25 protein-coding genes are annotated in these 24,374 nt (G+C 56.0%); 2 read left to right on the top strand and 23 right to left on the bottom strand.

The annotated features are described in order from the left end of the window. The 19 genes from FT726_RS15830 to FT726_RS15920 form a co-directional block, all read right to left on the bottom strand. The coding region (locus FT726_RS15830) for a cytochrome c biogenesis protein CcdA (protein WP_346303058.1) at nucleotides 1-368 on the bottom strand (368 nt) is incomplete at its 3' end. Nucleotides 369-504: 136 nt separating this feature from the next. Continuing rightward, nucleotides 505-1,815: an ATP-binding protein gene (locus FT726_RS15835; protein ID WP_346303059.1), complete on the bottom strand. Its 1,311-nt coding sequence runs from the start codon at nucleotides 1,813-1,815 to the stop codon at nucleotides 505-507. Then, a complete protein-coding gene (locus FT726_RS15840; protein ID WP_346303060.1) occupies nucleotides 1,812-2,552 on the bottom strand; it encodes a response regulator in 741 nt (246 codons plus the stop codon). The genes FT726_RS15835 and FT726_RS15840 overlap by 4 nt, the downstream gene beginning before the upstream one ends. Nucleotides 2,553-2,625: 73 nt before the next feature. Then, entirely contained in the window at nucleotides 2,626-3,621 is a 996-nt protein-coding gene (locus tag FT726_RS15845; RefSeq protein ID WP_058771141.1) for an alpha/beta fold hydrolase, read from the bottom strand. Between the two features lie 17 nt (nucleotides 3,622-3,638). After that, on the bottom strand, nucleotides 3,639-4,091 hold the full coding sequence (locus FT726_RS15850; RefSeq protein WP_058771140.1) for a DUF6130 family protein: 453 nt from the start codon (nucleotides 4,089-4,091) through the stop codon (nucleotides 3,639-3,641). Nucleotides 4,092-4,327: 236 nt separating this feature from the next. Further along, complete coding sequence (locus tag FT726_RS15855; protein ID WP_058757371.1) at nucleotides 4,328-5,074, bottom strand: aspartate/glutamate racemase family protein; 747 nt, start codon at nucleotides 5,072-5,074, stop codon at nucleotides 4,328-4,330. Beyond that, on the bottom strand, nucleotides 5,067-5,771 hold the full coding sequence (locus FT726_RS15860; RefSeq protein WP_346303061.1) for a class I SAM-dependent methyltransferase: 705 nt from the start codon (nucleotides 5,769-5,771) through the stop codon (nucleotides 5,067-5,069). The genes FT726_RS15855 and FT726_RS15860 overlap by 8 nt, the downstream gene beginning before the upstream one ends. Nucleotides 5,772-5,787: 16 nt before the next feature. Next, entirely contained in the window at nucleotides 5,788-7,017 is a 1,230-nt protein-coding gene (locus FT726_RS15865) for a DUF711 family protein (protein ID WP_222986485.1), read from the bottom strand. Beyond that, a complete protein-coding gene (locus tag FT726_RS15870) occupies nucleotides 7,017-7,688 on the bottom strand; it encodes an NTP transferase domain-containing protein (protein WP_058757368.1) in 672 nt (223 codons plus the stop codon). The genes FT726_RS15865 and FT726_RS15870 overlap by 1 nt, the downstream gene beginning before the upstream one ends. After that, complete coding sequence (locus tag FT726_RS15875) at nucleotides 7,681-8,070, bottom strand: hypothetical protein (RefSeq protein ID WP_058757367.1); 390 nt, start codon at nucleotides 8,068-8,070, stop codon at nucleotides 7,681-7,683. The genes FT726_RS15870 and FT726_RS15875 overlap by 8 nt, the downstream gene beginning before the upstream one ends. Continuing rightward, nucleotides 8,067-8,846 carry an NTP transferase domain-containing protein gene (locus FT726_RS15880; RefSeq protein WP_072209734.1) on the bottom strand — a complete coding sequence of 260 codons (780 nt, stop codon included), beginning with the start codon at nucleotides 8,844-8,846 and terminating at the stop codon, nucleotides 8,067-8,069. The genes FT726_RS15875 and FT726_RS15880 overlap by 4 nt, the downstream gene beginning before the upstream one ends. Further along, nucleotides 8,836-10,686: a glycosyltransferase family 25 protein gene (locus FT726_RS15885; RefSeq protein ID WP_058771134.1), complete on the bottom strand. Its 1,851-nt coding sequence runs from the start codon at nucleotides 10,684-10,686 to the stop codon at nucleotides 8,836-8,838. Before FT726_RS15885 ends, FT726_RS15880 begins: the two co-directional genes overlap by 11 nt. A gap of 302 nt (nucleotides 10,687-10,988) precedes the next feature. Continuing rightward, complete coding sequence (locus FT726_RS15890) at nucleotides 10,989-12,404, bottom strand: EmmdR/YeeO family multidrug/toxin efflux MATE transporter (RefSeq protein WP_222951893.1); 1,416 nt, start codon at nucleotides 12,402-12,404, stop codon at nucleotides 10,989-10,991. A 120-nt stretch (nucleotides 12,405-12,524) separates the two neighbouring features. Continuing rightward, nucleotides 12,525-13,274 (bottom strand): ABC transporter ATP-binding protein, encoded by a 750-nt coding sequence (locus FT726_RS15895; RefSeq protein WP_058757363.1) that lies wholly within the window; start codon nucleotides 13,272-13,274, stop codon nucleotides 12,525-12,527. Continuing rightward, a complete protein-coding gene (locus FT726_RS15900; RefSeq protein ID WP_021509824.1) occupies nucleotides 13,267-14,142 on the bottom strand; it encodes an ABC transporter ATP-binding protein in 876 nt (291 codons plus the stop codon). The genes FT726_RS15895 and FT726_RS15900 overlap by 8 nt, the downstream gene beginning before the upstream one ends. Further along, nucleotides 14,135-15,418, bottom strand: coding sequence for a high-affinity branched-chain amino acid ABC transporter permease LivM (gene livM, locus FT726_RS15905; protein WP_282995831.1), 1,284 nt, complete (start codon nucleotides 15,416-15,418; stop codon nucleotides 14,135-14,137). Before livM ends, FT726_RS15900 begins: the two co-directional genes overlap by 8 nt. A 10-nt stretch (nucleotides 15,419-15,428) precedes the next feature. Continuing rightward, on the bottom strand, nucleotides 15,429-16,343 hold the full coding sequence (locus FT726_RS15910; RefSeq protein ID WP_021509822.1) for an ABC transporter permease subunit: 915 nt from the start codon (nucleotides 16,341-16,343) through the stop codon (nucleotides 15,429-15,431). 81 nt (nucleotides 16,344-16,424) lie between these two features. Then, complete coding sequence (locus tag FT726_RS15915; RefSeq protein ID WP_185749265.1) at nucleotides 16,425-17,483, bottom strand: branched-chain amino acid ABC transporter substrate-binding protein; 1,059 nt, start codon at nucleotides 17,481-17,483, stop codon at nucleotides 16,425-16,427. 162 nt (nucleotides 17,484-17,645) lie between these two features. Next, nucleotides 17,646-17,807 (bottom strand): hypothetical protein, encoded by a 162-nt coding sequence (locus tag FT726_RS15920; RefSeq protein WP_155519940.1) that lies wholly within the window; start codon nucleotides 17,805-17,807, stop codon nucleotides 17,646-17,648. A gap of 74 nt (nucleotides 17,808-17,881) precedes the next feature. On the opposite strand from FT726_RS15920, the gene FT726_RS15925 reads away from it, so the two are divergent. After that, nucleotides 17,882-19,336, top strand: coding sequence for an AMP nucleosidase (locus FT726_RS15925; RefSeq protein WP_021509819.1), 1,455 nt, complete (start codon nucleotides 17,882-17,884; stop codon nucleotides 19,334-19,336). Nucleotides 19,337-19,382: 46 nt separating this feature from the next. Here the strand turns inward: FT726_RS15925 and FT726_RS15930 are convergent, their stop codons facing one another. Next, nucleotides 19,383-19,757, bottom strand: coding sequence for a hypothetical protein (locus tag FT726_RS15930; protein ID WP_064511415.1), 375 nt, complete (start codon nucleotides 19,755-19,757; stop codon nucleotides 19,383-19,385). A 260-nt stretch (nucleotides 19,758-20,017) separates the two neighbouring features. Then, the gene (locus FT726_RS15935; RefSeq protein ID WP_021509817.1) at nucleotides 20,018-21,316 is read right to left on the bottom strand and encodes an NCS2 family permease; all 1,299 of its coding nucleotides are present in this window, start codon (nucleotides 21,314-21,316) and stop codon (nucleotides 20,018-20,020) included. A 454-nt stretch (nucleotides 21,317-21,770) separates the two neighbouring features. On the opposite strand from FT726_RS15935, the gene FT726_RS15940 reads away from it, so the two are divergent. Next, nucleotides 21,771-22,520, top strand: coding sequence for a response regulator transcription factor (locus tag FT726_RS15940; RefSeq protein ID WP_282995833.1), 750 nt, complete (start codon nucleotides 21,771-21,773; stop codon nucleotides 22,518-22,520). On the opposite strand, the gene FT726_RS15945 is transcribed toward FT726_RS15940, so the two are convergent. Further along, nucleotides 22,454-23,509, bottom strand: coding sequence for a carbohydrate kinase family protein (locus tag FT726_RS15945; protein WP_282995834.1), 1,056 nt, complete (start codon nucleotides 23,507-23,509; stop codon nucleotides 22,454-22,456). The genes FT726_RS15940 and FT726_RS15945 overlap by 67 nt on opposite strands. A 1-nt stretch (nucleotide 23,510) precedes the next feature. Further along, complete coding sequence (locus FT726_RS15950) at nucleotides 23,511-24,371, bottom strand: ketose 1,6-bisphosphate aldolase (RefSeq protein WP_058757359.1); 861 nt, start codon at nucleotides 24,369-24,371, stop codon at nucleotides 23,511-23,513. Between the last annotated feature and the right edge of the window lie 3 nt (nucleotides 24,372-24,374).

Genomic DNA, 24,374 nt, shown 5'->3' on the forward strand with positions numbered 1-24,374 from the left:
GCCAGGCCCGCCAGCAGCGCGGCGAGCACCCCGCTACGTCGCTGGCTGGCATCGTTGAGGCGATTACCCAGCGCGACAAACGGCCGGGTGACGCGTTGGGCGATGCGCGTGGAGATTAACGTCAGTGCGGCTATCGCCAGGAACAGCAGCGCCAGGTCGCGACCAATGCTGGTGACCTGACTGACCCAGTGGCTGGTAAGTGATACCAGCAGTGCCACCAGCGTGAACATCAGGACCATGCCGCTCAGCAGCGCCAGCAGCTGTCCGCGACGGCCGCGGACGCTGGCAAATACAAAAGGAATAATCGGTAAGGTACAGGGGCTGAGCAGCGTCAGCATTCCGGCGAGAAAAGCGATAAGCAGTGTCATAAGGAACCTCATACGGTGGATAAACGTCTGCGCGTCCGGCAGTACGTCTATTACATCCACCGCATGTGTTCAGGCTGTGTCGGGGAAACGCCGTTTTGTCGTATTATGTATGTAGCGGACAGGCAGATACATCAGGTTACACATCCTGCTGCTGCAGGATGATGCACGCTTCCAGCCCGCCAGCTGCCCGGTTACGCAACTGCAGGCTGCCCGCCATCTGGCTCACCAGCTGGGTGGCGATCGCCAGGCCGAGTCCGGTCCCGCCGGTGTGGCGATTGCGTGAACTCTCCACGCGGTAGAAGGGCTCCAGCACCGCCTGTAACGCCTCCTCCGGGATGCCAGTCCCGTTATCACGCACCCGAATCTCTACGCTGTCACCCTGGGGCGAACAAAGTTCAACCTCCGCTTCGCCGCCAAACTTAAGCGCATTGTCGATCAGGTTGGTCATGATGCGCCGTAGTGCCTGCGGCCGCACGGCGAAGGTGTCATGGCCGGTGCACGGCACAAAGTTCACCGCTTTACCGACATCCTGATAGTCACAGACGACGCTATCCAGCAGCGCGTTGAGGCTGACGCTCTGGCGCTTCTCCTCCAGCACTTCCGATGAGCGTGCATAGGCGATGCCCTCGCGCACCAGGCGGCTCATGTTATCGAGATCACTCAGCAGTTTGTCGCGCAGCTCAGGCTGCTCCGCCATCTCCACACGCAGCTTCATGCGCGTGATCGGGGTTTGCAGATCGTGGGAGATGGCCGCGAGGATTTGCGCACGCGCTTTGAGGTGATCCTGAATCCGCAGCTGCATAGCGTTAAACGCACGCGCCGCCTGCTGCACTTCATCCGGGCCGTTCTCTGCCATCAGCTGTGCGTGGCTGGCGGCCGGTTTGAGCGCATCAACCGCCTGGGTAAAGCGCACAAACGGTCGCACCACCTGCCGCACCGCCAGCCATGCGCAGCACAGCAGCAGCAGGAGCTGACCCATCAGCACCAGCGGCAGCCAGCGCGCAATCGCCGGCATGCGCGGCCAGAGATCGAGCGTGAGCGGCGCGCCGTCATGCAGCGTCAGATGCACCTGAATATGCTCCCGCGGCCCCGGAATCGCATGAATGCTCATCTGATAGCGCCCGCCAAGCGTCTCCTGCAGTGAGCGTACCGCGTCGCGCGTGCGCCAGCTGGAGGGATACGGCCCCGCTTCGCCCGGCGACAGACTGTAGCGATAGTTGCCGCGCGCCAGCTTCGCCAGCCAGCCCGGACGCTCGTCCGCCGGCAGACGATCGAGGATTGCCACGCTGGTCGCCACATCGTACTCCAGGTTGCCCAGCATCACGCTTTTAGCGCTGCTCATGCGTTCTATCAGCAGGCTTGCCAGCGTGAGAGTATTCGCCAGCAACAACCCGCCCAACACGATAATCAGCAGGCGTGACAGCAGCGATCGCGGCCATAGCCTCATTGATGCGCCTCTTTAATCACCACCGTGCTCGCCAGTACGTAACCTTCGCTGCGTACCGTTTTAATGTAGGCCGGTTCACGGGCATCTTCGCGTAACCGCTGGCGCAGCCGGCTAACCAGCAGATCGATCGAGCGTTCAAACAGCTCCGCGTCGCGGCCCTGCGTCAGGTTGAGCAGCTGATCGCGATTCAGCACGCGCTGCGGATGGTCGAGAAACACGCGCAGCAGGCGGTACTCTGCGCCACTCAGCGCCACAATCACGCCGTCGCTGTCCAGCAGATGGCGCGCGGAGGTATCCAGCTGCCACTCGCCAAAAGCAATGATGCGGCCGGCCCCGGTAATATGTAAATTTGGCGGCAGCGCCCGGGTACGGCGCAGGATCGCTTTGATGCGCGCCAGCAGCTCACGCGCCACAAAGGGTTTGATCAGGTAATCATCCGCCCCCATCTCCAGCCCGAGAATGCGATCGGTCTCTTCGCTGCGGGCAGTAAGCATCAGTACCGGCAGGTTCTGCCGGGGATCGCTGCGCAGCTGACGGCACAGCGTCAGGCCATCGTCACCCGGCATCATGATATCCAGCACCACCAGATCCACCAGGCTGCTGCTCAGCACGGCGCGCATTTCGCGGCCATTGGCCGCACCGGTGGCGCGGTAACCGGACTTAATCAGATAGTCGGTTATCAGTTCGCGGATCTCCCGGTCATCATCCACCACCAGAATGTGATCAACGTGCTCCAAAACAGCCTCCTGTCAGCCACTTATGCAAAAAAGACCGGCACGCGATGGCCGGTCCGGGTCGTGAATTACTCCGCTACAGTGCGGCCGCATCCTCAACGGCTTGCACAAACGCCTGCGGTGCTTCCGCTGGCGGATTGTGTCCGATATTGCCCGTGAAGGTGCGATGCTGGTAGCTGGCGCTGAACCTGGTGCGGTACGTCTCCGGTGCCGGGTGCGGCGCCCCGTTATTATCCCCTTCGATGGTGATAGTGGGGACGCGAATTGCCGGTAATGTGGCTAATGTTTTCTCATAAGCGGCATATTTTTGCTCGCCTTTTTCCAGGCCCAGGCGCCAGCGGTAGTTGCTGATAGTGATCGCCACCTGATCCGGATTATCCAGCGCTTTGGCGCTCTGATTAAAGGTGGCATCACTGAATTTCCAGCCGGGCGATGCCTGCTGCCAGATCAGTTTCGCAAAGTCGTGTGTATGGGCGGCATACCCCTGCTGACCGCGCTCAGTGGCGAAATAGAACTGATACCACCACTGCTGTTCGGCCTGTGGTGGCAGCGGTTTTTTTCCCAGCTGCTGGCTACTGATCAGATAGCCGCTGACCGACACCAGCGATTTTACCCGTTCTGGCCATAGCGCCGCGACGATGTCCGCCGTGCGTGCGCCCCAGTCAAAGCCGCCCAGCACGGCCTGTTTGATATTGAGCGCATCCATCAGCGCCACGACGTCCGCTGCGATTGCCGAAGGCTGGCCGTTACGCGGCGTTTTATCCGACAGGAAGCGCGTGCTGCCGAAGCCGCGCAGATACGGCACGATCACCCGATACCCTTTTGCCGCCAGCGCCGGTGCCACCTGAGCATAGCTCTGGATATCGTACGGCCAGCCGTGCAGCAAAATCACCGCCTGACCGTCACGCGGACCGATGTCCACATAGCCTGTGTTCAGTACGCCCGCATTGATCTGCTGAACGTGGCTGAAGTCAGCGGCGTAATCGTGTGAGGCCGGGGAGGCGGCAAACGCGGTGCCTGCCGCCGTGAGAACCAGCGTTGCCAGCAGAGTCTGACGTAACAGTGTTTTCATAATTTATCTCCGGGTCATCAGTGCGGTGCAATCTGTACGGGCACGTTAAAAGTGATGGTTTTGCTGTCGATCGGTTTATGCATGGGATCGGCAAGAATAAGGGTAACCTTGTGGGGCCCGACAGGCAGACCGACCAGAATCACTGGCTCACCGCTGGTGTCCGCCCAGTGCCACGGGTTGTCATCCACGATGACGTGAATGTGGCCGATGCGCGGCGTGATTTTCAGCGCTTCCTGACCAAACACTGGCTCGATGCGCAGGTTTTCTGCCCGGTACTGGATAAACACCGCGCCCTTGCGCAGCGGTCCGGCCAGCGGCGCATCGACAATTAATCGCGCAGGCGGCTGGGGATGATCCAGTGGCGCCACGGCCGCCGGGCCGAGCACGTCAGCAGCGCTCAGTCGCTCCGCCCAGGCGCAGGTCGCAGAGGCGCCCATCAGTAACGTTGAAATAAACAGTCGGGTTAACATCGTGGTATCTCCATGCATTCGGTTGATGCGTACAGAAGACCACGGCGATGTATAGCGGATATGTACAGACTGGCGGGTTATGCAACGGCGTGTGTGCTGTGTGGCGGGAGTTACAGTGTGATACAAATTGGTGTTTACCCCGCCCGGGGGAAAATCAAAGCAGGATTTTCACAGGCCCGGGGGCGGGAAAATTAATGAGATAAGTGGCCCTTCGTCGTGGAAATAATTCGTCCGCCTTAATCACGCAGGCGGCGAAATGATATGGCGCGCAAAGCGGCACGCGCGAGAGCTTCGCTCGAATCAATTAACGTCATTTCCTGCCAGATCGCGCTGTGTTTTAACAAACTCAACTCTGTGCAAGCCAGAATAATGTGCGTAGCGCCCTGTTGCTTCCAGCTACTTACGGCGTCCGCTAACTGCCGCATTGAGAGTTCAGACACGCTTTTTGTCGCTTTTATCTCGTTAATGCAGCGTGTCAAAAGCTGTTGGGTGGATGCAGCTACATTGACGATCTCGGCGTGCTGTTGCGTAAGCGCATTCTGATACAGCCTGCTCTGGTACAACATTTGCGAACCGAGCACAACGACCCGCTTGCCCTGAGGCGCAATATGCTCAAGTGTGGCATCAATAATATTAATAACCGGAATAGCTGCGTCCTTGCTCCAGCGCGACCAAAGGAGGTGAGCGGTATTACAAGGCACAACGGCAACCGTCGCACCCGCAGCAGCGAGTTCTGTAATAGTTGCGTGAATCCAGGGAGAAGGATCACGTTCACCCAGTTGCAAATGACGCCCGCGGCTGGGAATTTTACTATTATTATCAATAATAAGTCGCGGATATTGCCACTCTTTATCTGCCTGAACCAGGCCATACAGCTGCTGGCAAAAATCCAGTGTTGCCCAGGGGGCTACGCCCACGACGCCTAAAACACCTTCATCTGCCGGCCAGCTAACATCGTCATAGAGAGGTGAGATATTAACCATTTTTTTGCTCAAAGTGATAAAGACGTAATCGGGTTTCAGGATACTTATTAAGCATATGACCTTCAGGGAACATATTTTCACTCCTGGTTAAGCTGAAACCATACCGCGCAAATATAGCTTCGTATTGCTCAGCAGTTCGATATGTAGCCGAATACTCTGCTTGCAGATTCGCAGAATAGCGGTTATTGATTTCGAACCTTTCACCGACCCCCGTACCATCACGCAATAATATAGTGCTTTCTGGTTTACTGTAAGTACGCAAATTACTTAACAATTTTTCAGCTTGCTCATCATTAAGGTAGATCATCAGGCCAGATATGAAAATGACATCGTACTGCTCTGAGCTACAATAACTCTCGGCAGATGAAAGAATGAAATCGACATTATCAATATTGCGTTTTCTGGCTTCAAGCTTACCCACTTCAATCATTGCAGCTGAAAACTCTACAGCGGTGATTTTTTTTGCGCCCTCATGCTGAAAACGAAAAGCCCACTGCCCGACCCCGGCGCCGAGATCAAGTACCGTTTTCCCTGTCAGGTCAGGTAACCAGGCAAAAACTTTTTCCATCTCTGTGCGAATTTTAATATCGAGAAATTGTGGATCGTTTTCCAGGTTTGCTAAACTTTCAAACGATAATTTATTGTAATCATTCGCTCGACGATCCCAAAAATCCTTCACTTTTTTTGCATCTAACATTTCATTAAGCCTGATTTTAGCGATACGTCCAGCGTTCATTATCAGCAGAAAAATCAACATCACTTTTCGCGACATTCATAATGCGGCTATTGCAGAGGAAGTCATAATTAAAGCGTGTAAATTCATTTACCTCTCCGCCAGGAATAGGTAATAAACGTACACCGAGCGGTTTCGTTAACCGCACCGCGAGTGCAGCCGTATCAAGAATAATCGCGGCTATATCTTCAGGCAGAGTCGAACCTGGCACCGGAAGCATATCTAATCCACAACCACAAACAGTTGACCATGCATTAAGCGTATCAATGCTTAATGCACGACGATTATTGGTACTCGCCAGGGCATCATCTTCCAGTACTGAGAACATGACGCCATTGAAACCCGTTGCGCGAGCACCACTGATTGCGACTGCGCTTTTAATCGCATTCGTCAGAATACTGGTTATAAAGAGTGATCCCTGAACGCCACCAGGACGCGCACCAAGATTTTCAACTAACCTGCCGACAGAAATACTGCCATCCGGAAAAGGCGCCAGCGAGGCATCCAGACCGGCATACTCAAGCCCTGAATCAGACGCCAGCTCATGACCGAATGCATCAATTTCGCGTAAGCGTGCGCAGAGTCGAAGAATAAACTGGTCAGCAAAGTCCGCCAGCAGCATGTTGCCTTCCCGCACCTGCTCACTCAATTCCAAAGCAATATCGGTAGTTTCGAGGGCAAAACTAAACTTCAGTGTCTCACCTTCATGCCGGGAAAAGGGAAAAAACGGGGCATTTGGTGGACAGCGCAATGAGGCACCCAGGCGAAAATTATCAAAGCCATTATTACTGCGATGTGCTACCTGTAACATGAAACGGGCAACGTCATGGCTGGCTCGAATATTTATACCCTGCTCATCGGCAACCATCAGATTCAGAAACATACGCGGTTGCCTGAAGAGTAAAGCAAACGCGGCATCTAACCGTCCGCGGTAATTATCGCCATGCGTTAAGTCCAGCGGTAAGCAAAACCAACGAATATCAAGTCTTTCAGCCAACGCATTGATTGAATTTATTCGTGCTGGCAGGGTATAAATCTCATCTTCATCACGATCATTCAATGGTGGCAGGGTTAAACGTAATGTTCGCAGTGGCCAACGACGAGACTGGAGTTTATCAATCACTAACGTGCGAAAGTGATGTAAACGTGACTCAGAATGCCCGTCGGAAATAGCGGAGTAAGGCAAGCCCAGCGTAATAGCTCGTATCATTAACCGTGATCCTCTTGCATCAGACGCCAGTAATCTGCCAGCGTATTAATTTCATTAAATGCATGCTCCCCCAGGTCGTGAGCGTAGAGTGCTGTCGTTTTCTGACACGGTAACGTTTGGGCGGCATACAAATTACCATACCGCAGGCATTGCTTATGCCACTGACTCAGGAGTGCCATATCACTGACTTTAAACAGACCCATAGCCTCAGGGTGCTCTGCGGCGCGTATCGGTCCCAGATACGTCTCCTCCACGATGCCCTGGCGATTAACGTCACAATGAATGGAGGTCAGCATGCGATTATGCCGCTGGTGAGTCAAAACGAGATTTCCCTCAGCGTGATCCATTTCATGGATAAGTTGAGGAGAAAAAAACATATCTCCCGAGACAACGTACGTGGGGCTATTAATCTGATTCAGGGCCAACCCCAGACTCATTGCATTATTAGTCGTTGCCCAGTTGTCATTGATAACGTAATTGAGATCAGGGTAGGACTCCATAATCTGTAACGCACCAAAGCCAATCACTACGGTGATTTTTTTCCCATGAAAGGCATCAATAGCATAGTCGAGAATCGTTTTCCGCGTTTTGGGATGGCGAATTAAAACTTTATTTTTACCATCCAGTTGCAGGCTTCTGCCGGCGGCCAGAATGATGGCATTTTCAACCATGATAGCCTAACTCCTGCAGCGAAAATTGACATACCGGCATGGGTACAACGAAATCATGCTTTACCGTTTTATAAGGGTAGATGTCATTGATTAATGCACGCCTCGCCACTTCCTGCCAGTCAAATTGATGATTTTCGCGCAACGATCTTAATGGCACCGAGGCGTAATCAAATCGTACGACCGGTACTCTTTTTAGTCCCAGACTGAGCGCGACTTCCATACGGTGCTGGCCGTCCAGTACCAGATTATGGTGTAGATCAAGCGCCAGAGGTTTTACCCATACGCCTTCCTGAATAATTTTATTACGCAACCATTCAACGCGACGTGAACTGAATTTTTCAATATGGCGCAATTTTTGTGGTTCAAAAAACTCTACATTCATTTTAGTGCCTCAAAATTTTCTAATAATAAATGATAATCCGCAACCGCCTGCCGGTAATCGACTTCTTCGTTGAAAGATCTTGCAAACAAATCCGTAATATCTACAGCACGGCAGGGTAAGCAAGAGCGGTGTACAATCCAGGGTGCCATGTAATATTGCTGAGTGCTTGTCTGTAAAAACGTCTGCCGCAGGCGTCGATCGTTTTCCACCTGTTCCGGAGAGACACTTAGCAAGCCGACCATTTTCATCCAGCCATCAAATGCGGAGTCGTAATCGGGCACATAGGCAATTTTCTTTATAGCAGGTTCAGCTTTACTGGCTTCGACAATACCGCCAGTAAGGCAAGAGTTGTAATAACCATGGGTGAGCCAAAAACTGTCACTGCCCATTTCAGCTTGCATTAACCGCGGCCATACACGTGGATCCAGCAGAACATCCGTTTCGATAATTGTATAGCCATATTCAGGATGATTAAGCGCGCTGACACCTTTTTCAACGGATAATATGTTGACATCATTTTTATAATTATCATTGTGCGCTAACTTAATATTAGCATCAGCATAATTATCTTTAATCCAGCGTTCTACAACTGATGACTGATGACCGGTAACCAGTACAATTTCACGCTCGCCGCATTTTAACAGCTCAGTCAGCAACGTATCCAGCACGGTGATTTCACCGACCGGTAGCAAGCATTTAGGATAATTTAGGGTCAAATGCCCCATTCTCGTTCCCTGACCAGCAACCAGTAATATTGCGGCGCGTTTAGAAGACATTGTGATGAACTCCAGCGGGCATAAGGGTTTTTTCAATGATTTTTACAATCTCACTGCCTGCGCCCTGCTCTGGCATATGAAGTTCATCACGTAAAACCTGCAGTCGCTTATCACGCATGGGATCCTTGCCTGAAACAAGATTATCAACGAAAGTTTTAATATCTGCGGATTCATTCGCAACGTCATAAGCGTCATAAATAAATTCAGCGCTACTGTTAATACCGAGGCAATTTTCATGAGTCAGGAAAAGGATTGGCTTACGCGAAGGTAAATACTCCAGCAAAAACGATCCTGCATCTGCCATCAGCGCATCTGATTGTGAAAAGGCGTAGCGATAATCTGCAGAAAAATCCCACTCCACATGTGATTTGAGATGAGAGTATTCGCGCAGCATTTGCCAGTTCTGAGCAGTTTCGCTGTGTGTTCCGCGCTCTTTACGAATATCCAGAAATTGTTTAAAAAGCGGATGTGGCCGAATAATCAAATTGACGTCATCACGTTTGATGATATCAAGCATTGCCTGTGTATATAAATTAAACGTAGACCACATCTTTTCATCATCAGGCATGACGAAATGCGGCGCCCATAATAGCGTTGGCTTGCCTTTATTAACTTTGCCATCCGTCTGGACGCCAAAGCGTGATGGATAGTTATCTAGCTTTGGATGTCCGCTAACATAGACGTGATGATTGCCATTTCCGCAATATTTAGCAAACTCATCTTTATGCCGCTGAGAGCGAACAAATACCCACCTGGCAACATTTTGACAGGGAAGATTGTACTGATAAACACGGTTTCTCTCGCCATCACCCATATCTAACCCATAAGGAATATAGGCGATAGAAATATTGCGTCGATTAAGCGTCAAACTTTGCAGTTCATTGGGACGTGCATCATCATAAGGATTTTGTAAAAAAACCACATGGGGCTTACGCGCCGTAATCTCATACTCGTGATACTCGGTATACCGGATACCCTTATCATTTAATAAATCACGCTGTGCAGTGTAATCCGGTGCTTTTGTGCCCCGACTGAAATAGGGCGCAAGGATAATCTGGCAATCAAAATGCGGTTTGGCCTGCATAGCGCGATATACCGACTCAAAGTTAGTCCAGCCGGGGGCCCACTGGAAAAAGATATCCACTTTTATCTTTTCTTCGCCAGGTTGATAGGCTGGCCAGACTATTTCTTCTAATTTTTTAGCGAAATGAGCTCGATAATCAACAGGTTGGTTTTCAATATCACTTTTATCAGCGGCCTGATAGCCCGCATTGGGAAAGATACCCAACCAGCGGTCACGTTTTATCAAACTATTCCAGCGTACATCTAAAGCCCAGCACTGAGGAACGCCACCCGCCAGTAACCCCTGCAAGCTTTCTGCATAATTATCAATGAGAGTGGAATAGTAATCACTGTTCACAATGTAAGCGCAAGCGCACCATGCATATTGCGGCTTAACAATAAAATCCACACTTTTTAACGGCACGACGTTATCATAGTGGGCAGCGAGCAGCGCGACATGCCAGTTGATCTGCTGTAAAGAGGAGAGAAATAGATCAATTCGCTGTTTGGTCTGAATATCATCATGGAAAACCATATCGTCTTCCAGAATCAATACATTTTTCCAGCCGTTTTGCTGAGCCATTTGCAGCACGAGAATATGTGATTTAATACAGCCGATATAGCCTGGCGCTTCTTCAATAGCCTCAAAACGGACAATCTTTTCACGTGGTACGCCAATTGCTTTTAATTGACGAGCGATACGTACCCTGCGATCCTTGCGTTTGTTCAGGTTGATGTATACAACCTTATCTATTGTCTGCCAGTTGACTGCCATCATCTCTACACCCATCGCACTAAGAAAGCTCTCATTTTCAGGACGGCGCAATAAAGACAATTCTTAAGGAAATTAAAAAAATTTTTTAGGTTTACTGGCAAGGTGCACAGTTGTCGCATCACGTTCGAATGCACGAAAGCGCTGAGTAAGGTTGCCAGCGGAAAGGCAGCGGTCAGCGCGAAAATAGCCGTGCGGCTTGAGACGGGGCCGGGTATGGCAGGCATAGGGTGCGATCTGTTTTTGCTAGCGCAATAACCTGATCATAAAACCCTATGCCTTTCTTTTTTTGTGGGGATTCCTCAGCCCTACGGGCCACTGCTCTTCGCGAGCATTTTGCGGTAATTGTTCAGCCATTTGCCGCTGGTCAAACGCCACCAGAAACAGATACCGCGCACCGTCCAGTCGAGGAACATGCCGAGCCAGACGCCAATCACCCCCATGCCCAGCACAATGCCGAGCAGATAACCGGCCACCACGCGCGCACCCCACATACTGAACATCGATACATACATGGTGTACCGCGCGTCGCGCGCGCCCTTCAGCCCGGCCGGCAGCACCCAGGAGGCGGTCCAGATAGGCATAAAGGCAGCATTCAGCCAGATCAGGTGTTTGGTTACCTCAATCACCTGCGGATCGCGGGTGTAGAATCGCGCCAGCGTGCCCGCCAGCGGCACGGTGATAAACGCCAGCGTGCACAGCCCAATCATCGCCAGCCAGAATACGTGCTTGATCTGCCGCTCCGCCTGCATCACCTGATTTTTCCCTAAGCGTCTGCCGGTGATAATGGTCGACGCCGAACCGAGCGCGTTGCCCGGCAGGTTGATCAGCGTGGCGATGGAGAAGGCAATAAAATTACCGGCGATCTCATTGGTGCCCATGCCGGCGACAAAAATCTGCGTCAGCAGTTTGCCGCCGTTAAACAGCACTGATTCGATACTGGCCGGTACGCCAATCCCCAGCACTTCCATCAGGATGTTGCGATCCCAGCGGCGGAAATAGCTGGCCAGCGTGATTTTCAGCGCCGGGCTGATGCCGCGATACAGCACGTAAATGGCCGCCGCCGCGCCGATATAGCGTGAAATGGTTAATCCCAGCCCGGCACCGACAAATCCCATCCCTTCCCAGCCGAGCGCACCGTAGATCAGCACGCTACTGATGATGATATTCAGGATATTCATGCCGCCGTTAATCAGCATCGGAATTTTAGTGTTGCCGGCACCGCGCAACGCGCCGCTGCCTATCAGCGCAATCGCCGCCGCCGGATAGCTCCACGCGGAAGTTTGCAGATAGCTGAGCGCCAGTTCTTTGACCTGCGGCTCGGCGTTGCCGGCAATCACGTCAACAATCAGATGCCCCCAGAACTCGATGGCGATGACCAGCACAAACGCCAGCACCGTCATCAATCCCAGCGACTGCCGCGTCGCCGCACGCGCACGCTTGCCGTTGCGTTTGGCCAGGCTGAACGCCACCACCACCGTGGTACCGAGATCGATGGCGGCAAAAAAGGAGATGATCACCATGTTAAAGCTGTCAGCCAGCCCAACGCCCGCCATCGCCTCTTTGCCCAGCCAGCTCACCAGAAAAGTACTGAGAACCCCCATCAGCATTACGCACAGGTTCTCAATAAAGATGGGCACCGCCAGTGGGGTGATTTCACGCCACAACAGCGTGCGATAAGCACGGCGTTTGGGATACCACGCCGTGTTTCTGATCGCCCGCATTACTGCTACGCCAGGATTTTGCAAGGGAGTACCAAATCACTTTGGTTAAGAAGTAGAGTAATAATGATGATAGGCTGCTAACGATTATGCAAAGTGTTTCCCGTCACCATTTAATCATTATTACAAACTTTTCGCCGACTCCCCGCCCGCGCCGACGCTGCCGCCCAGATAGGCGCTGCGCACCTCTTCGTTATGCAACAGTTCGCTGCCGCTGCCGCTCAGACGAATTTCGCCATTGACCATCACATAACCGCGATCCGCCAGTTGCAGCGCGTGGCGCGCGTTCTGCTCCACCAGAAACAGCGTCATGCCCTGCTGCGTCAGCTCGCGCAGGATGCTGAAAATTTGCTTTACCACCAGCGGGGCCAGCCCGAGGCTGGGTTCATCCAGCAGCAGCAGACGCGGCCGGCTCATCAGCGCTCGGGCGATCGCCAGCATTTGCTGCTCGCCGCCGGAGAGTGTCATTGCCCGCTGTTTTCGCCGCTCCAGCAGGCGTGGAAACAGCGTGTACATGCGTTCTTTATCCTGCTTCATGTAGCGCTCGCCGATGGCGATGGTGCCCATCAGCAGGTTCTCTTCCACCGTCATATCCGGAAAGATGCGCCGTCCTTCCGGCGCCTGGGCAATACCGCTGGCGGCGATAAAATGGGTCGACCGCTGGCTAATGGGCTCTCCGCGCAGGCGAATTTCACCGCTGGCAATGCGCGGCTGACCAAAAATAGACATCAGCAGCGTGGATTTTCCTGCACCGTTGGCCCCAATCAGCGCCACGGTTTCCCCTTCCGCCACGGTCAGCGACACCTGCTTCAGCGCCTGCACCGGGCCGTAAAACACATCCACCTGTTCAAACGCCAGCATTGCTTCAGCCATGCTCGCTCTCCTCTTCCGCGCCGAGATAAGCGGCGATCACCTTCGCATCGTGTCGAATCTGCTGCGGCGTGCCCTGGGCGATCACGTCACCGTGATCCAGCACCACGATGTGATCGGAAATGCGCATCACCATCGGCATATCGTGTTCAATCAACAGCACGCTGATGCGATGATCGGCGCGCAGCTGATGCAGAATCTGGCTCAGCGCCTCGGTTTCGACCGGATTAAGCCCCGCTGCGGGCTCATCCAGGCAGATCAGCTCCGGCCGGGTGCACATGGCGCGCGCAATCTCCAGCCGGCGCTGCTGGCCGTAAGAGAGCGTACCGGCCAGCCGATTGGCACTGCTGACCAGATCAACGCGCTCCAGCCAGTAAAAAGCGCGATCGAGCGCGCGACTCTCCGCTGCCCGATAGCCGCGGGTATTGAGGATGCCGGCCAGCAGCTGACGGTTGACCTGCATATGCTGCGCCACCAGCAGGTTCTCCACCACCGACATCTCGCGAAACAGGCGGATGTTCTGAAAGGTACGCGCCAGACCGGCGCGGTTGACCAGATGTGCGCCGCCAAACATCTTGTACCAGATACGCGAGCCCAGCCGCGCCGGCCGCAGCCAGTCACCCGGCTGAATCTTCTGGCCCAGCACCTGAATCACATCGGTGCTACGCTGATGGGCATTGAGCACAATGCGCCCGCCGCTGGCGCGATAAAATCCCGTCAGGCAGTTAAATACCGTGGTTTTGCCCGCGCCGTTGGGGCCAATCAGCGCGGTGACCGAGCCGCGCTCCACGCGCAGGCTGACATCATTCAGCGCTTTGATGCCGCCAAAGCGCATCATCAGGTTATCAACCTGCAGGATGGCATCACTCATGGCGTACTCCTTTTCTCAGCGGCACCCCGACGCGTGCGGTGCGCACCAGGCCGCGCGGACGCCAGATCATCATCAGCACCATCAACATGCCAAACAGCAGCACGCGGTACTCGGCAAAGCTGCGCAGCAGCTCGGGCGCCACCGTCAGCACAAACGCGGCCAGCACCACGCCGAGCGTCGAGCCCATCCCGCCCAGCACCACGATGGCCAGAATCAGCGCGGACTCAAAAAAGGTAAACGAGGTGGGATTAACGAACCCCTGATAGCTGGCGAAAAATACCCCGGCAATACCGGCGGTTGAGGCACCGAGCATAAAGGCCGACAGCTTCACCAGCACGTGATTCAGCCCCATGGCGCGACAGGCGATTTCATCTTCACGCAACGCTTCCCACGCCCGGCCAATCGGCATGCGCGTCAGCCGGTGCTTGATAAACAGCACCAGCAGCACCACCAGCACCAGCACCACGTAGATAAAGATGAACTTCATGTTGGGGTTGTAATCGAGATGCAGAAACTGGTGGTACGGTATGCCGCCCTCTTTTGCCCGGCGGGCGAATTCAAGGCCGAGAAAGGTCGGTGACGGCACCGAGACGCCGTTCGGCCCCCCGGTGAACGACAACCAGTTATTCAGCACCAGCCGGATAATTTCACCGAAGCCGAGCGTGACGATAGCCAGATAGTCACCGTGCATGCGCAGCACCGGAAAGCCCAGCAGCGCACCGGCCAATGCCGCCAGCAGCGCAGCGATGGGGATCATGCTCCAGAAACCCAGCCCGAGATACTGATAGCCCAGCGCCAGCCCGTAGGCACCAATGGCGTAAAATGCCACATAGCCCAGATCGAGCAGCCCGGCGAGGCCGACCACGATATTGAGCCCGAGTCCCAGCAGCACATAGATCAGCCCGAGAATCGCCACCGTCAGCAGATACTTGCTGGAGAGAAACGGAAACGCCAGGGCCACAACCAGCAGCAGCGGTATTATACAGCGCAGGCGCGAGCGGTACCCGGGTTCACGCACGTATACGCCGTCATCGTTGCCCTCAAACTTGCGCAGAAAACGGCGCCCCACGGCGGTATGCAGAAACAGCCCCAGCAGCAAACGTCCTGCCATCACCACCGCCACCAGCAGCGCCACGCGCAGCGGCGACAGCGTAAAACTGTAGCCGCTGAGCACCACGCCCACTACCGGGCCGAACACCACCAGCGCGACGGCACCGGCCAGCAGCGTGTCGAGCAGCACCTGACGGATGCCGCTTGTTTGCGTCATTGCCTTCATTCTGGCTTCCTCACACTTTGGCGACCAGCGGCCGGCCCAGCAGTCCCTGCGGACGGAAGATTAAAATCACCACCAGCAGCGAAAACGAGAACACATCTTTGTAATCGGAGTTCACCAGCCCGGCGAACTGCGCCTCGGCCACGCCCAGCAGTAAACCGCCCAGCATCGCACCGGGCAGCGAACCGATGCCCCCCAACACCGCCGCGGTGAAGGCTTTGATGCCGATAATGAAGCCGGCGTAGAAATCAAACGTGCCGTAGTTCATGGTAACCAGCACCCCGGCCAGCCCGGCCATCGCCGCGCCGATGACAAACACCAGCGAAATCACCCGGTCGGTATTGATACCGAGAATCGACGCCATGCGCCGATCCTGCTGGACCGCACGGCAGATACGGCCCAGTTTGGTGTACTGGATAATCCAGGTCAGCAGCGCCATCCCGCACAGCGCCGCCACCAGGATAAACACTTTGGTCCAGGTGATTTGCACCACGCCGCCGTCGATCTCCATACGCAGCACGCCACTGAGCAAGGTGGGAATGCCCTGCTGATTCGGTCCCTGACTGAGCTGCACATAGTTTTGCAGAATCAGCGACATACCAATGGCAGAGATCAGCGGTGCCAGTCGGGTGGAATTGCGCAGCGGGCGATAGGCAATGCGCTCAATGGCCCAGCCGTAAGCAGCGGTGACCACGATGGTGAACAACAGCGTGCCAAAGATCAGCAGTGGAAAGGAGTGAATGCCAAAGTAGCTGAGCAGCGCCAGCCCGATCGCACACAGATAAGCAGAGATCATGTACACCTCGCCGTGGGCGAAGTTGATCATGCCGATAATGCCGTAAACCATGGTGTAGCCGATGGCGATCAGCCCGTAGACCGCGCCCAGCGTCAGGCCGTTAATCAGCTGCTGTATAAAGAAGGCGTCCATATTGTCTCTCGCAGGTAGAAGGCGTGCACAGGACACGCTCAGATGCGAACGGCCCCGCTGTGCGCGGGGCCGCAGAGCGAATTACAGCTGGTGATATTTGCCTTTGTCATCCCACTGATAGACCACGTAATCCGAGACTTTCAGGTCGCCTTTTTCGTCCCACGCCTTCTTGCCCATCACGGTGTCAACGCTGTTGGCCTTCAGCCAGTCGCTGGCTTTGACATTGTCTTTACCTGCCGCTTTGTAGGCGGCGGCCAGAGCCTGAATGGAGGCGTAGGCGTAGAGCGTATACCCTTCTGGCTCAAAACCGCTGGCGCGGAATTTTTCAATCACCGCTTTGCCATCCGCGATGGTGCGCGGGTCATTGCCGAAGGTCATGTACACGCCTTTAGTGAACTGCGGACCGCCGGCGGCAGTCACCAGTTCTTCCGTCACGATGCAGTCGCCGGAGAAGAAAGCCGCATTGACGCCCTGCTCACGCATCTGCCGCACCAGCGGACCCGCCTCCGGATGACAGCCACCGAAATAGACCACATCCGGTTTCACCGCGCCGATTTTGGTGACCAGCGCGTTAAAGTCTTTTTCACCGCGCGACAGCCCCTCATACAGCACCTCTTTGACGCCGCGTTTCTCCAGCGCCGCTTTGGTGGCATCGGCCAGCCCCTGACCGTAGGTGTCTTTGTCGTGGATTACCGCCACTTTCTTCGCTTTCAGCGTATCGAGAATATAGTTCGCGGCGATAGTTCCCTGCTGGTCATCACGCCCGCACATGCGGAACAGGGTTTTCATGCCGCGCTCGGTGATTTGTGGATTGGTTGAACCGGGCGTAATCGCCAGTACGCCCGCCTCGTCATACACCTCTGAGGCTGGCATGGTCGAGGATGAGCAGAAATGGCCCACCACCGCCATCACTTTGTCCTGATCCACCAGCCGGTTGGCAACAGCCACCGCCTGCTTGGGTTCGCAGGCGTCATCGCCCTGCACCAGCACAATTTTTTCACCGTTTATGCCGCCCGCCGCGTTAATGTCCGCCGCGGCCTGGCTGGCGCCCTTCCAGTATTGCGTACCGTACGTAGCATTCGGTCCGGTAAACGGACCGGCCACGCCAATCTTTATGTCAGCCTGCGCGTAGAACGCCATGCTTAAACAACCTGCCATCACCACCTTCAATGGGTGTTTTATGAATTTCAAAGACATGCTTTCAATCCTCAACGGGTCAGGAACGGAGCCATACCACGGCCTGGGAGAAATCAATCTGAAACACTTCGAGAGCAGTGTGGTCAGCGCGACCACGGTTGAAATTTAAGCAAAAAGCTCGCCAGAGAAGACAATCGGTGACAATTTTTTTGCAGCGGCATCGCAGCCGGGCGGAAAACGTGCGATGTGGCCTCCCTGCACCTGATAAACATAGCCAGCCTTTTGCCGCCTACCAGCACCGTGATGGTGCAGAATGCGGTCGATCACAGATTCTTCATCGTGATGAGAGGTTTATCCGCTATGCTCTGGTCAAATCGGTCCAACTTGCTGAAGGAGAATCTATGAATACGCAACGGAACGGATTGACCACCGAACAGGCGCTGGATCAACTGGAGCGTCTGTATGACGACGCGGTTGAAGCGCTGCGCAACGCCATTCGCACGTTCACTGCCAGCGGCACACTGCCGGACGCCGGGCTGCGCCAGCAGGGGCTGTTTGTCTATCCGGAGCTGCGCATCACCTGGCAGGGTGAAGGCCCGCAGCAAAATCGCACCCGCGCCTGGGGACGTTTTACCCACACCGGCCGCTACAGCACCACCATCACGCGCCCGGCGTTGCTGCGTCACTATCTCAGCGAACAGCTGCAGATGATCGAAAAAGAGTACGACGTGCTGATTGAGGTGGGTCCGTCACAGCAGGAAATCCCTTATCCCTATGTGATTGATGGCTCCGACCTGTCGCTGGACCGCTCCATGAGCGCCAGTATTGCGCGCCATTTCCCGACGACCGAGTTGTCGCAGATTGGCGATGAAACCGCTGATGGCCTGTTCAATGCCGACGCGCTGTTCCCGCTGTCGCATTTCGACGCGCTGCGCACCGATTTCTCCCTGGCGCGCCTGCGTCACTACACCGGCACTGCGGTAGAACACTTCCAGCCGTTTGTGCTGTTCACCAACTACACGCGCTACGTCGATGAGTTCGTGCGCTGGGCGATTGAGCAGGTGCAGGATCCCAGCACGCCGTACGACAGTCTCGCCTGCGCCGGCGATGTGGTGATCACGGCGGAAACGCAGGACCCAACGGCGATGATGTCGGATCTGGCGTGGAAAAAGCATCAGATGCCCGCCTGGCATTTAACCTCGCCCAATCGTCGCGGCATCACGCTGGTGAATATTGGCGTCGGTCCGTCGAACGCCAAAACCATCTGCGACCACCTCGCGGTGGTGCGCCCACATGCGTGGCTGATGATTGGTCACTGCGGTGGCCTGCGTGAAAGCCAGAGCATCGGCGATTACGTGCTGGCGCACGCCTATCTGCGTGACGACCACGTGCTGGACAGCGTATTACCACCGGATATCCCGATCCCGAGCATCGCGGAGGTGCAGCGTGCCCTGTACGACGCCACCAAAGCGGTCAGCGGTATGCCCGGCGAAGAGGTGAAGCAGCGCCTGCGTACCGGTACGGTCGTCACCACAGACGACCGCAACTGGGAGCTGCGCTACTCCGCATCTGCGTTACGCTTCAACCTGAGCCGCGCGGTGGCGGTGGATATGGAGAGCGCCACCATTGCCGCACAGGGCTATCGTTTCCGCGTACCGTACGGCACCCTGCTGTGCGTCTCGGATAAACCGCTGCACGGTGAGATCAAGCTGCCCGGCCAGGCCAACCGTTTCTATGAGGGCGCGATCTCGGAACATCTGCAGATTGGCATCTGCGCGGTTGAGCTGCTGCGCGCCGAGGGTGACAAACTGCACTCCAGAAAACTACGTACCTTCAACGAACCGCCCTTCCGCTAAACCCGCTGTTCCGGCCCATGGACGGGCCGGATTTCTGCTGGCAACCTTAAATTTTCAGCACCGCCACTTTTACCAACCATGCCAGTACGGCGAGGAGAGTCGGCAGCATGAGGGTCCAGATCAGCCTGTCATTTAATTGTTCGAACTTTTTATCGATGCGCTTCTCCACCTGACCGATCTCATTCATCAGTTGATTGCACATCAGCCCCTGTTCGGTACGCACGCGTTCCACGTCCGCTCTGGTGGCAAGGTTTTCAAAACGCGCGGTCAGGACCGCGACATCCTGCTGTAACAGCTGGGTGGTATTCGCCAGCTGTTCCACGTGTTGGGTTAATCGTACCATTAGCGGTGCTCCCTGATTTCTTAACGCCAGAAGGCGAGGCGGCAACCGATGCGGCAGCGTGCAAACGGGATAATCCATTATCTTGTCCTTCTTCAGCAACCTTGTGTCATCGCCTCACTCCAACGCTATTTAAGCAGAGCGGCAGCGATTAAACATTCCACGATCCCGCCACTGCAGGCAAAAAATTTGCGCATGGCAGAATTTACGGAAAGACAGTAAACAACAGGCCTGAAAGAGAAAAGTGGCGACGGGCAGGAATTGCGAGACATCACGCAAACAATGATTGCGCGAATGTAACAACTTACACGGAAGCCCGGGCGGGCTTCCGTTACGCAGCATCAGGCACTCAGCCAGCCGAGTTTAATCACAAACAGAATCGACAGAATCACCAGCGCCGCATTGACCTCTTTGGTGCGGCCACTCAGCAGTTTCACCACCGTCCAGGTAATAAAACCAAAGGCGATACCGTTGGCGATCGAGTAAGTCAGCGGCATGGTCAGCGCGGTCACGGTGACCGGTGCCGCCGTGGTGACATCTTTCCAGTCAATTTCTGCCAGACCGGAAGCCATCAGCACCGCGACGAACAGCAGCGCTGGCGCCGTGGCGTAGACCGGCACGCTACCCGCCAGTGGCGAGAAGAACAGGCTGAGCAGGAACAGAATGGCGACCACAATCGCCGTCAGACCGGTACGACCGCCGGCGCTAACGCCCGCAGCGGACTCCACATAGCTGGTGGTGGTTGAGGTACCCAGCAGTGAACCGAACAGCGCAGCGGCGCTATCGGCGATCAGCGCACGGCCCATTTTCGGCACGTTGCCCTGCTCATCGGCCAGACCGGCGCGTTTCGTCACGCCCAGCAGCGTGCCGGTGTTATCAAACACGTCGACAAACAGGAACGCAAAGATCACGCTCACCAGGCCTACGTTGAACGCGCCGGCGATATCCAGCTGCATAAAGGTCGGCGCAATCGACGGCGGCGCAGAAAACACCCCCGCGAACGGCGTCAGGCCAATGCCCATCGAGATAAAGGTAACAACCAGAATGCCGATCAGTACGGCTCCGGTGACGCGACGCGCTTCCAGCACCACAATGATAAAGAAGCCAAGCAGCGCCAGCAGCGGACCCGGTTTAGTCAGGTCGCCCAGACCGACCAGCGTAGCCGGGTTATCCACCACGATGCCCGCCCCTTCCAGCGCAATCAGTGCGAGGAACAAACCAATGCCTGCCGCAATCCCGGCACGCAGCGGCAGCGGAATGCTGGCGATAATCCATTCGCGAATTTTAAAAATCGACAGCGCAAAGAAGATCACCGCCGAGAGGAACACCGCACCCAGCGCGATCTGCCAGGTGTAGCCCATATGCAGCACCACGGTGTAGGTGAAGAAGGCGTTCAGGCCCATGCCCGGTGCCAGCGCGATCGGATAGTTGGCGATCAGGCCCATCAGAATCGAACCGATGGCTGCAGCCAGACAGGTGGCGACAAACACCGAGCCTTTATCCATACCGGTCGCACCCAGGATGCTGGGGTTCACAAACAGGATGTAGGCCATTGCCAGAAAGGTCGTAATACCGGCAATGATTTCGGTGCGCACCGTGGTGTGGTGTGCTTTTAACTTAAAAAGTTTTTCTAACATCATCATCTCTCATCAGCGGAGACGGCCCGCAGGCCTGCTCTCTCTTGCCAAGGCGTTTTCCCGCTATTCCGCGCGTGGTGGCTAAGCTGACGCGGAAAAAGTGAGGAAAATTATTTTTTTATGCCGGCGTTTTGCCACCGCTGGCAGCAGAACGTCGTGTGCTATCCCCTGTCCACATAGCAATTGCTATGCCACTCCCTGACGCAATCGTTTCCGTTTCAGCGTGCCGTTGCGGCTAAGAAAATTCTGAACCAGAACGAGGCGCGATTATGGTGCATTGCACCACCTGCGCGCAAACGTTTTCCCGCCGTGCGCAGCCGGGGGTGAAATATTGCGGTAACGCACGCTTTCACACTCTGCCAGGCGATGGCGCTCACGTTTCTGCTGCGCGTTTCAGCAGCTTAAAAACGCCGGGTTACACTGCGTTTAACCCTTTCGCAACAAAAGAGGCAGTGCAATGAAGCCCGCGATTCTGGTCGTTGATGATGATCGTGCCATCTGCGAATTGCTGCACGATGTGCTGAGCGAACATGTGTTTACCGTTTATAGCTGTCATCAGGGGCGCGACGCCCTGGCGCTACTGGCGCAGCATCCGGAAATCTCCCTGGTGATGCTGGATATGATGCTGCCCGATACCAACGGCCTGCTGGTATTACAGCAGATGCAGCGTCAGCGCCCTGAGCTGCTGGTGATCATGCTGACCGGCATGGGATCGGAAGCCGATATGGTGGTTGGGCTGGAGATGGGCGCCGACGACTATATTGCCAAACCCTTTAATCCCCGCGTGGTGGTGGCGCGGGCCCGTGCGGCGCTGCGGCGCTGCGGGCGACTGGCGCAGCCGGAAACGGTGATTGATGAGGGCTGGCAGTTTAATGGCTGGCGACTGGATGATGTGCGTTGTCAGCTGTTCAATCCACAGCGTGAAAGCGTACCGCTCACCCAGGGCGAATACAGCCTGCTGCGCGCGCTGGTCGGCCACGCGCGTAAGGTCCTGACGCGCGATCAGCTGCTGGAGCTTACCCACAGCGAGAGCCTCGACGTGTTCGATCGCACCATTGATGTGCTGATCATGCGCCTCAGACGCAAAATCGAGGCTAATCCGCATCAGCCGATCCTGATCCGCACCATTCGCGGACTGGGCTATGTTTTTTCCGCCGATGTGATGCGCCCCCCGTCCGCCGCGACGCGCGAAACGCAAATCGCCTGATTCATCCAGCACTGCATCTCGCTCAGTGGCCGGATGCCGTCCAGCGCGTTGGCCGCATGCAGATTAAAGCTGGCGCAGGTATGGGCCAGCTTTAATGTCTGCTGAAGGCTGTAGTTCTGATGGCTGGCGTAGAGCACGCCGGCGCAGAAGGCATCGCCCGCCCCAACGCTGCCGACAATCTCTTCTGCCGCTAAGCACCAGGCGGGCTGCCACAGGCCGTCGCCCGCTGGCTGCTGGCCCCAGGCGCCTTCCGGTGCATGAATCACCACGCGCTGGCGCACACCCTGCGCCAGCAGCCAGCGTGCCGCCGCAGCAAACGCCGCCGGTGACGCCAGCGTGCCACTGCTGCGCAGCTCGATGCCGGTGAGCGCCTGCGCTTCCAGTTCGTTAATCACCAGATAATCGAGCCAGCGCAGTGCCGGCTTCACCAGCGCCTGATACTCGCCGGCGCGCGAAACCAGATCGAGCGAGGTGAGATAGCCGCGCTGCTGCATCTCCGCCAGCAGCCGGGCACTGCGGGTACCGTACTGCGCATCGGGCTGGTCGAGCTTATCCAGTAACAGCAGATAGCCGAGGTGGAAGATGCGGTGCGCGGTGGCGAGGTGAGCGAAGTGCGCCACATCGAGCTGCGCATTGGCCCCGCGCGCATGAAAAAAGGTGCGCTGACCGTCCGGCGCGGTCATCACCTGCGTCATCGCCGTGGCTGCCGCACCGGTGCGCTGTACGTGCTGACGATCCACATGATGTTCATCCAGCAGCTGCAGCAGGTAATCGCCGTCGCTGTCCTCGCCCAGCATCCCCACGGCGGCCAGCGGCAGACCGACCTGCATGCGCGCCAGGGTAAACAGTACATTCAGCGCCGCACCGCCGCTGCATTTCTCGCTGTGGCTAATCTCGGCCAGCCAGCCCTGTTCTGGCCAGTGGCTGATACGCTGCACGTGATCCACCAGCATATTACCCGCCGCCAGAATGCCGTTGCGTGCTGCCATGTCAGGCCCTCCCGGCGCTGCCAAACACCTGCATCTGCTGGGCCACAACGCTGGCGATGTCGCGTTCAACCGCCATTAACAGTTCGGCGAACGAGTCGTAGCGCGCGTCGCGCTGGGTGATTTGCGTTTCAATCGCCCCGAGCGCCGCCTGCGACATACCGGTGTAGAAGTTGATTTTGTGGATGCCGAGGCTGATGGCGCGGCGGAAATCAGCGTCGCTGATGCCGGAACCGCCGTGCAGTACCAGCGGAATGCCGGCCGCTGCGCGAATCGCCGCCAGACGGTCAAAATCAAGCTTTGGCTCGCCTTTGTATTTGCCGTGCGCGTTGCCGATGGCCACTGCGAGGCAGTCGATGCCGGTTGCCTGGACAAATTCCGCCGCCAGCGCCGGGTCGGTGAATTTATTGCTGTCCGCTTCGCCAAACAGCGCGCCCCCCTCATCGCCGCCCACGGCGCCCAGCTCAGCCTCGACCGAAATGCCCAGCGCGTGGCACATCTTCACCACTTCCCGCGTCTGGCGAATGTTCTCGTCATAGCTCAGGGTTGAACCATCGAACATTACCGAGGTGAAGCCGAGGCGAATCGCCTGCATCACCGCATCAAAATGCAGGCCGTGATCGAGGTTGAGCACCACCGGGATGGCGTGCAGCGCCGCTTCGGCACGGATAGCGGCGATCAACGGTTCCAGGCTGACGTATTTAAAATGCACCTCGGCAATGTTGATGATAAACGGCGAACGCTGCTGCTCCGCCGCATGGAACAGCGCGCGCAGAAAGTGGGTATCGAGAACGTTGAACGCGCCGAGCGCGTAACCGTGCTGCTGCGCATGGGCGAGGCCCTGCGCCAGAGAGATCAGTGCCATGGA

This window comes from Pantoea sp. Morm (assembly GCF_016643525.1).
Lineage (GTDB): Bacteria > Pseudomonadota > Gammaproteobacteria > Enterobacterales > Enterobacteriaceae > Pantoea > Pantoea dispersa.

What these genes read in the sequence shown, in the direction of transcription:
- FT726_RS15835 (WP_346303059.1), bottom strand. Translation starts at nt 1,815, where the DNA reads ATGAGGCTATGGCCGCGATCGCTGCTGTCACGCCTGCTGATTATCGTG.
- FT726_RS15845 (WP_058771141.1), bottom strand. Translation starts at nt 3,621, where the DNA reads ATGAAAACACTGTTACGTCAGACTCTGCTGGCAACGCTGGTTCTCACG.
- FT726_RS15850 (WP_058771140.1), bottom strand. Translation starts at nt 4,091, where the DNA reads ATGTTAACCCGACTGTTTATTTCAACGTTACTGATGGGCGCCTCTGCG.
- FT726_RS15855 (WP_058757371.1), bottom strand. Translation starts at nt 5,074, where the DNA reads ATGGTTAATATCTCACCTCTCTATGACGATGTTAGCTGGCCGGCAGAT.
- FT726_RS15860 (WP_346303061.1), bottom strand. Translation starts at nt 5,771, where the DNA reads ATGTTAGATGCAAAAAAAGTGAAGGATTTTTGGGATCGTCGAGCGAAT.
- FT726_RS15865 (WP_222986485.1), bottom strand. Translation starts at nt 7,017, where the DNA reads ATGATACGAGCTATTACGCTGGGCTTGCCTTACTCCGCTATTTCCGAC.
- FT726_RS15870 (WP_058757368.1), bottom strand. Translation starts at nt 7,688, where the DNA reads ATGGTTGAAAATGCCATCATTCTGGCCGCCGGCAGAAGCCTGCAACTG.
- FT726_RS15875 (WP_058757367.1), bottom strand. Translation starts at nt 8,070, where the DNA reads ATGAATGTAGAGTTTTTTGAACCACAAAAATTGCGCCATATTGAAAAA.
- FT726_RS15880 (WP_072209734.1), bottom strand. Translation starts at nt 8,846, where the DNA reads ATGTCTTCTAAACGCGCCGCAATATTACTGGTTGCTGGTCAGGGAACG.
- FT726_RS15885 (WP_058771134.1), bottom strand. Translation starts at nt 10,686, where the DNA reads ATGATGGCAGTCAACTGGCAGACAATAGATAAGGTTGTATACATCAAC.
- FT726_RS15890 (WP_222951893.1), bottom strand. Translation starts at nt 12,404, where the DNA reads ATGCGGGCGATCAGAAACACGGCGTGGTATCCCAAACGCCGTGCTTAT.
- FT726_RS15895 (WP_058757363.1), bottom strand. Translation starts at nt 13,274, where the DNA reads ATGGCTGAAGCAATGCTGGCGTTTGAACAGGTGGATGTGTTTTACGGC.
- FT726_RS15900 (WP_021509824.1), bottom strand. Translation starts at nt 14,142, where the DNA reads ATGAGTGATGCCATCCTGCAGGTTGATAACCTGATGATGCGCTTTGGC.
- livM (WP_282995831.1), bottom strand. Translation starts at nt 15,418, where the DNA reads ATGAAGGCAATGACGCAAACAAGCGGCATCCGTCAGGTGCTGCTCGAC.
- FT726_RS15910 (WP_021509822.1), bottom strand. Translation starts at nt 16,343, where the DNA reads ATGGACGCCTTCTTTATACAGCAGCTGATTAACGGCCTGACGCTGGGC.
- FT726_RS15915 (WP_185749265.1), bottom strand. Translation starts at nt 17,483, where the DNA reads ATGGCGTTCTACGCGCAGGCTGACATAAAGATTGGCGTGGCCGGTCCG.
- FT726_RS15925 (WP_021509819.1), top strand. Translation starts at nt 17,882, where the DNA reads ATGAATACGCAACGGAACGGATTGACCACCGAACAGGCGCTGGATCAA.
- FT726_RS15930 (WP_064511415.1), bottom strand. Translation starts at nt 19,757, where the DNA reads ATGGATTATCCCGTTTGCACGCTGCCGCATCGGTTGCCGCCTCGCCTT.
- FT726_RS15935 (WP_021509817.1), bottom strand. Translation starts at nt 21,316, where the DNA reads ATGATGTTAGAAAAACTTTTTAAGTTAAAAGCACACCACACCACGGTG.
- FT726_RS15940 (WP_282995833.1), top strand. Translation starts at nt 21,771, where the DNA reads ATGAAGCCCGCGATTCTGGTCGTTGATGATGATCGTGCCATCTGCGAA.
- FT726_RS15945 (WP_282995834.1), bottom strand. Translation starts at nt 23,509, where the DNA reads ATGGCAGCACGCAACGGCATTCTGGCGGCGGGTAATATGCTGGTGGAT.
- FT726_RS15950 (WP_058757359.1), bottom strand. Translation starts at nt 24,371, where the DNA reads ATGGCACTGATCTCTCTGGCGCAGGGCCTCGCCCATGCGCAGCAGCAC.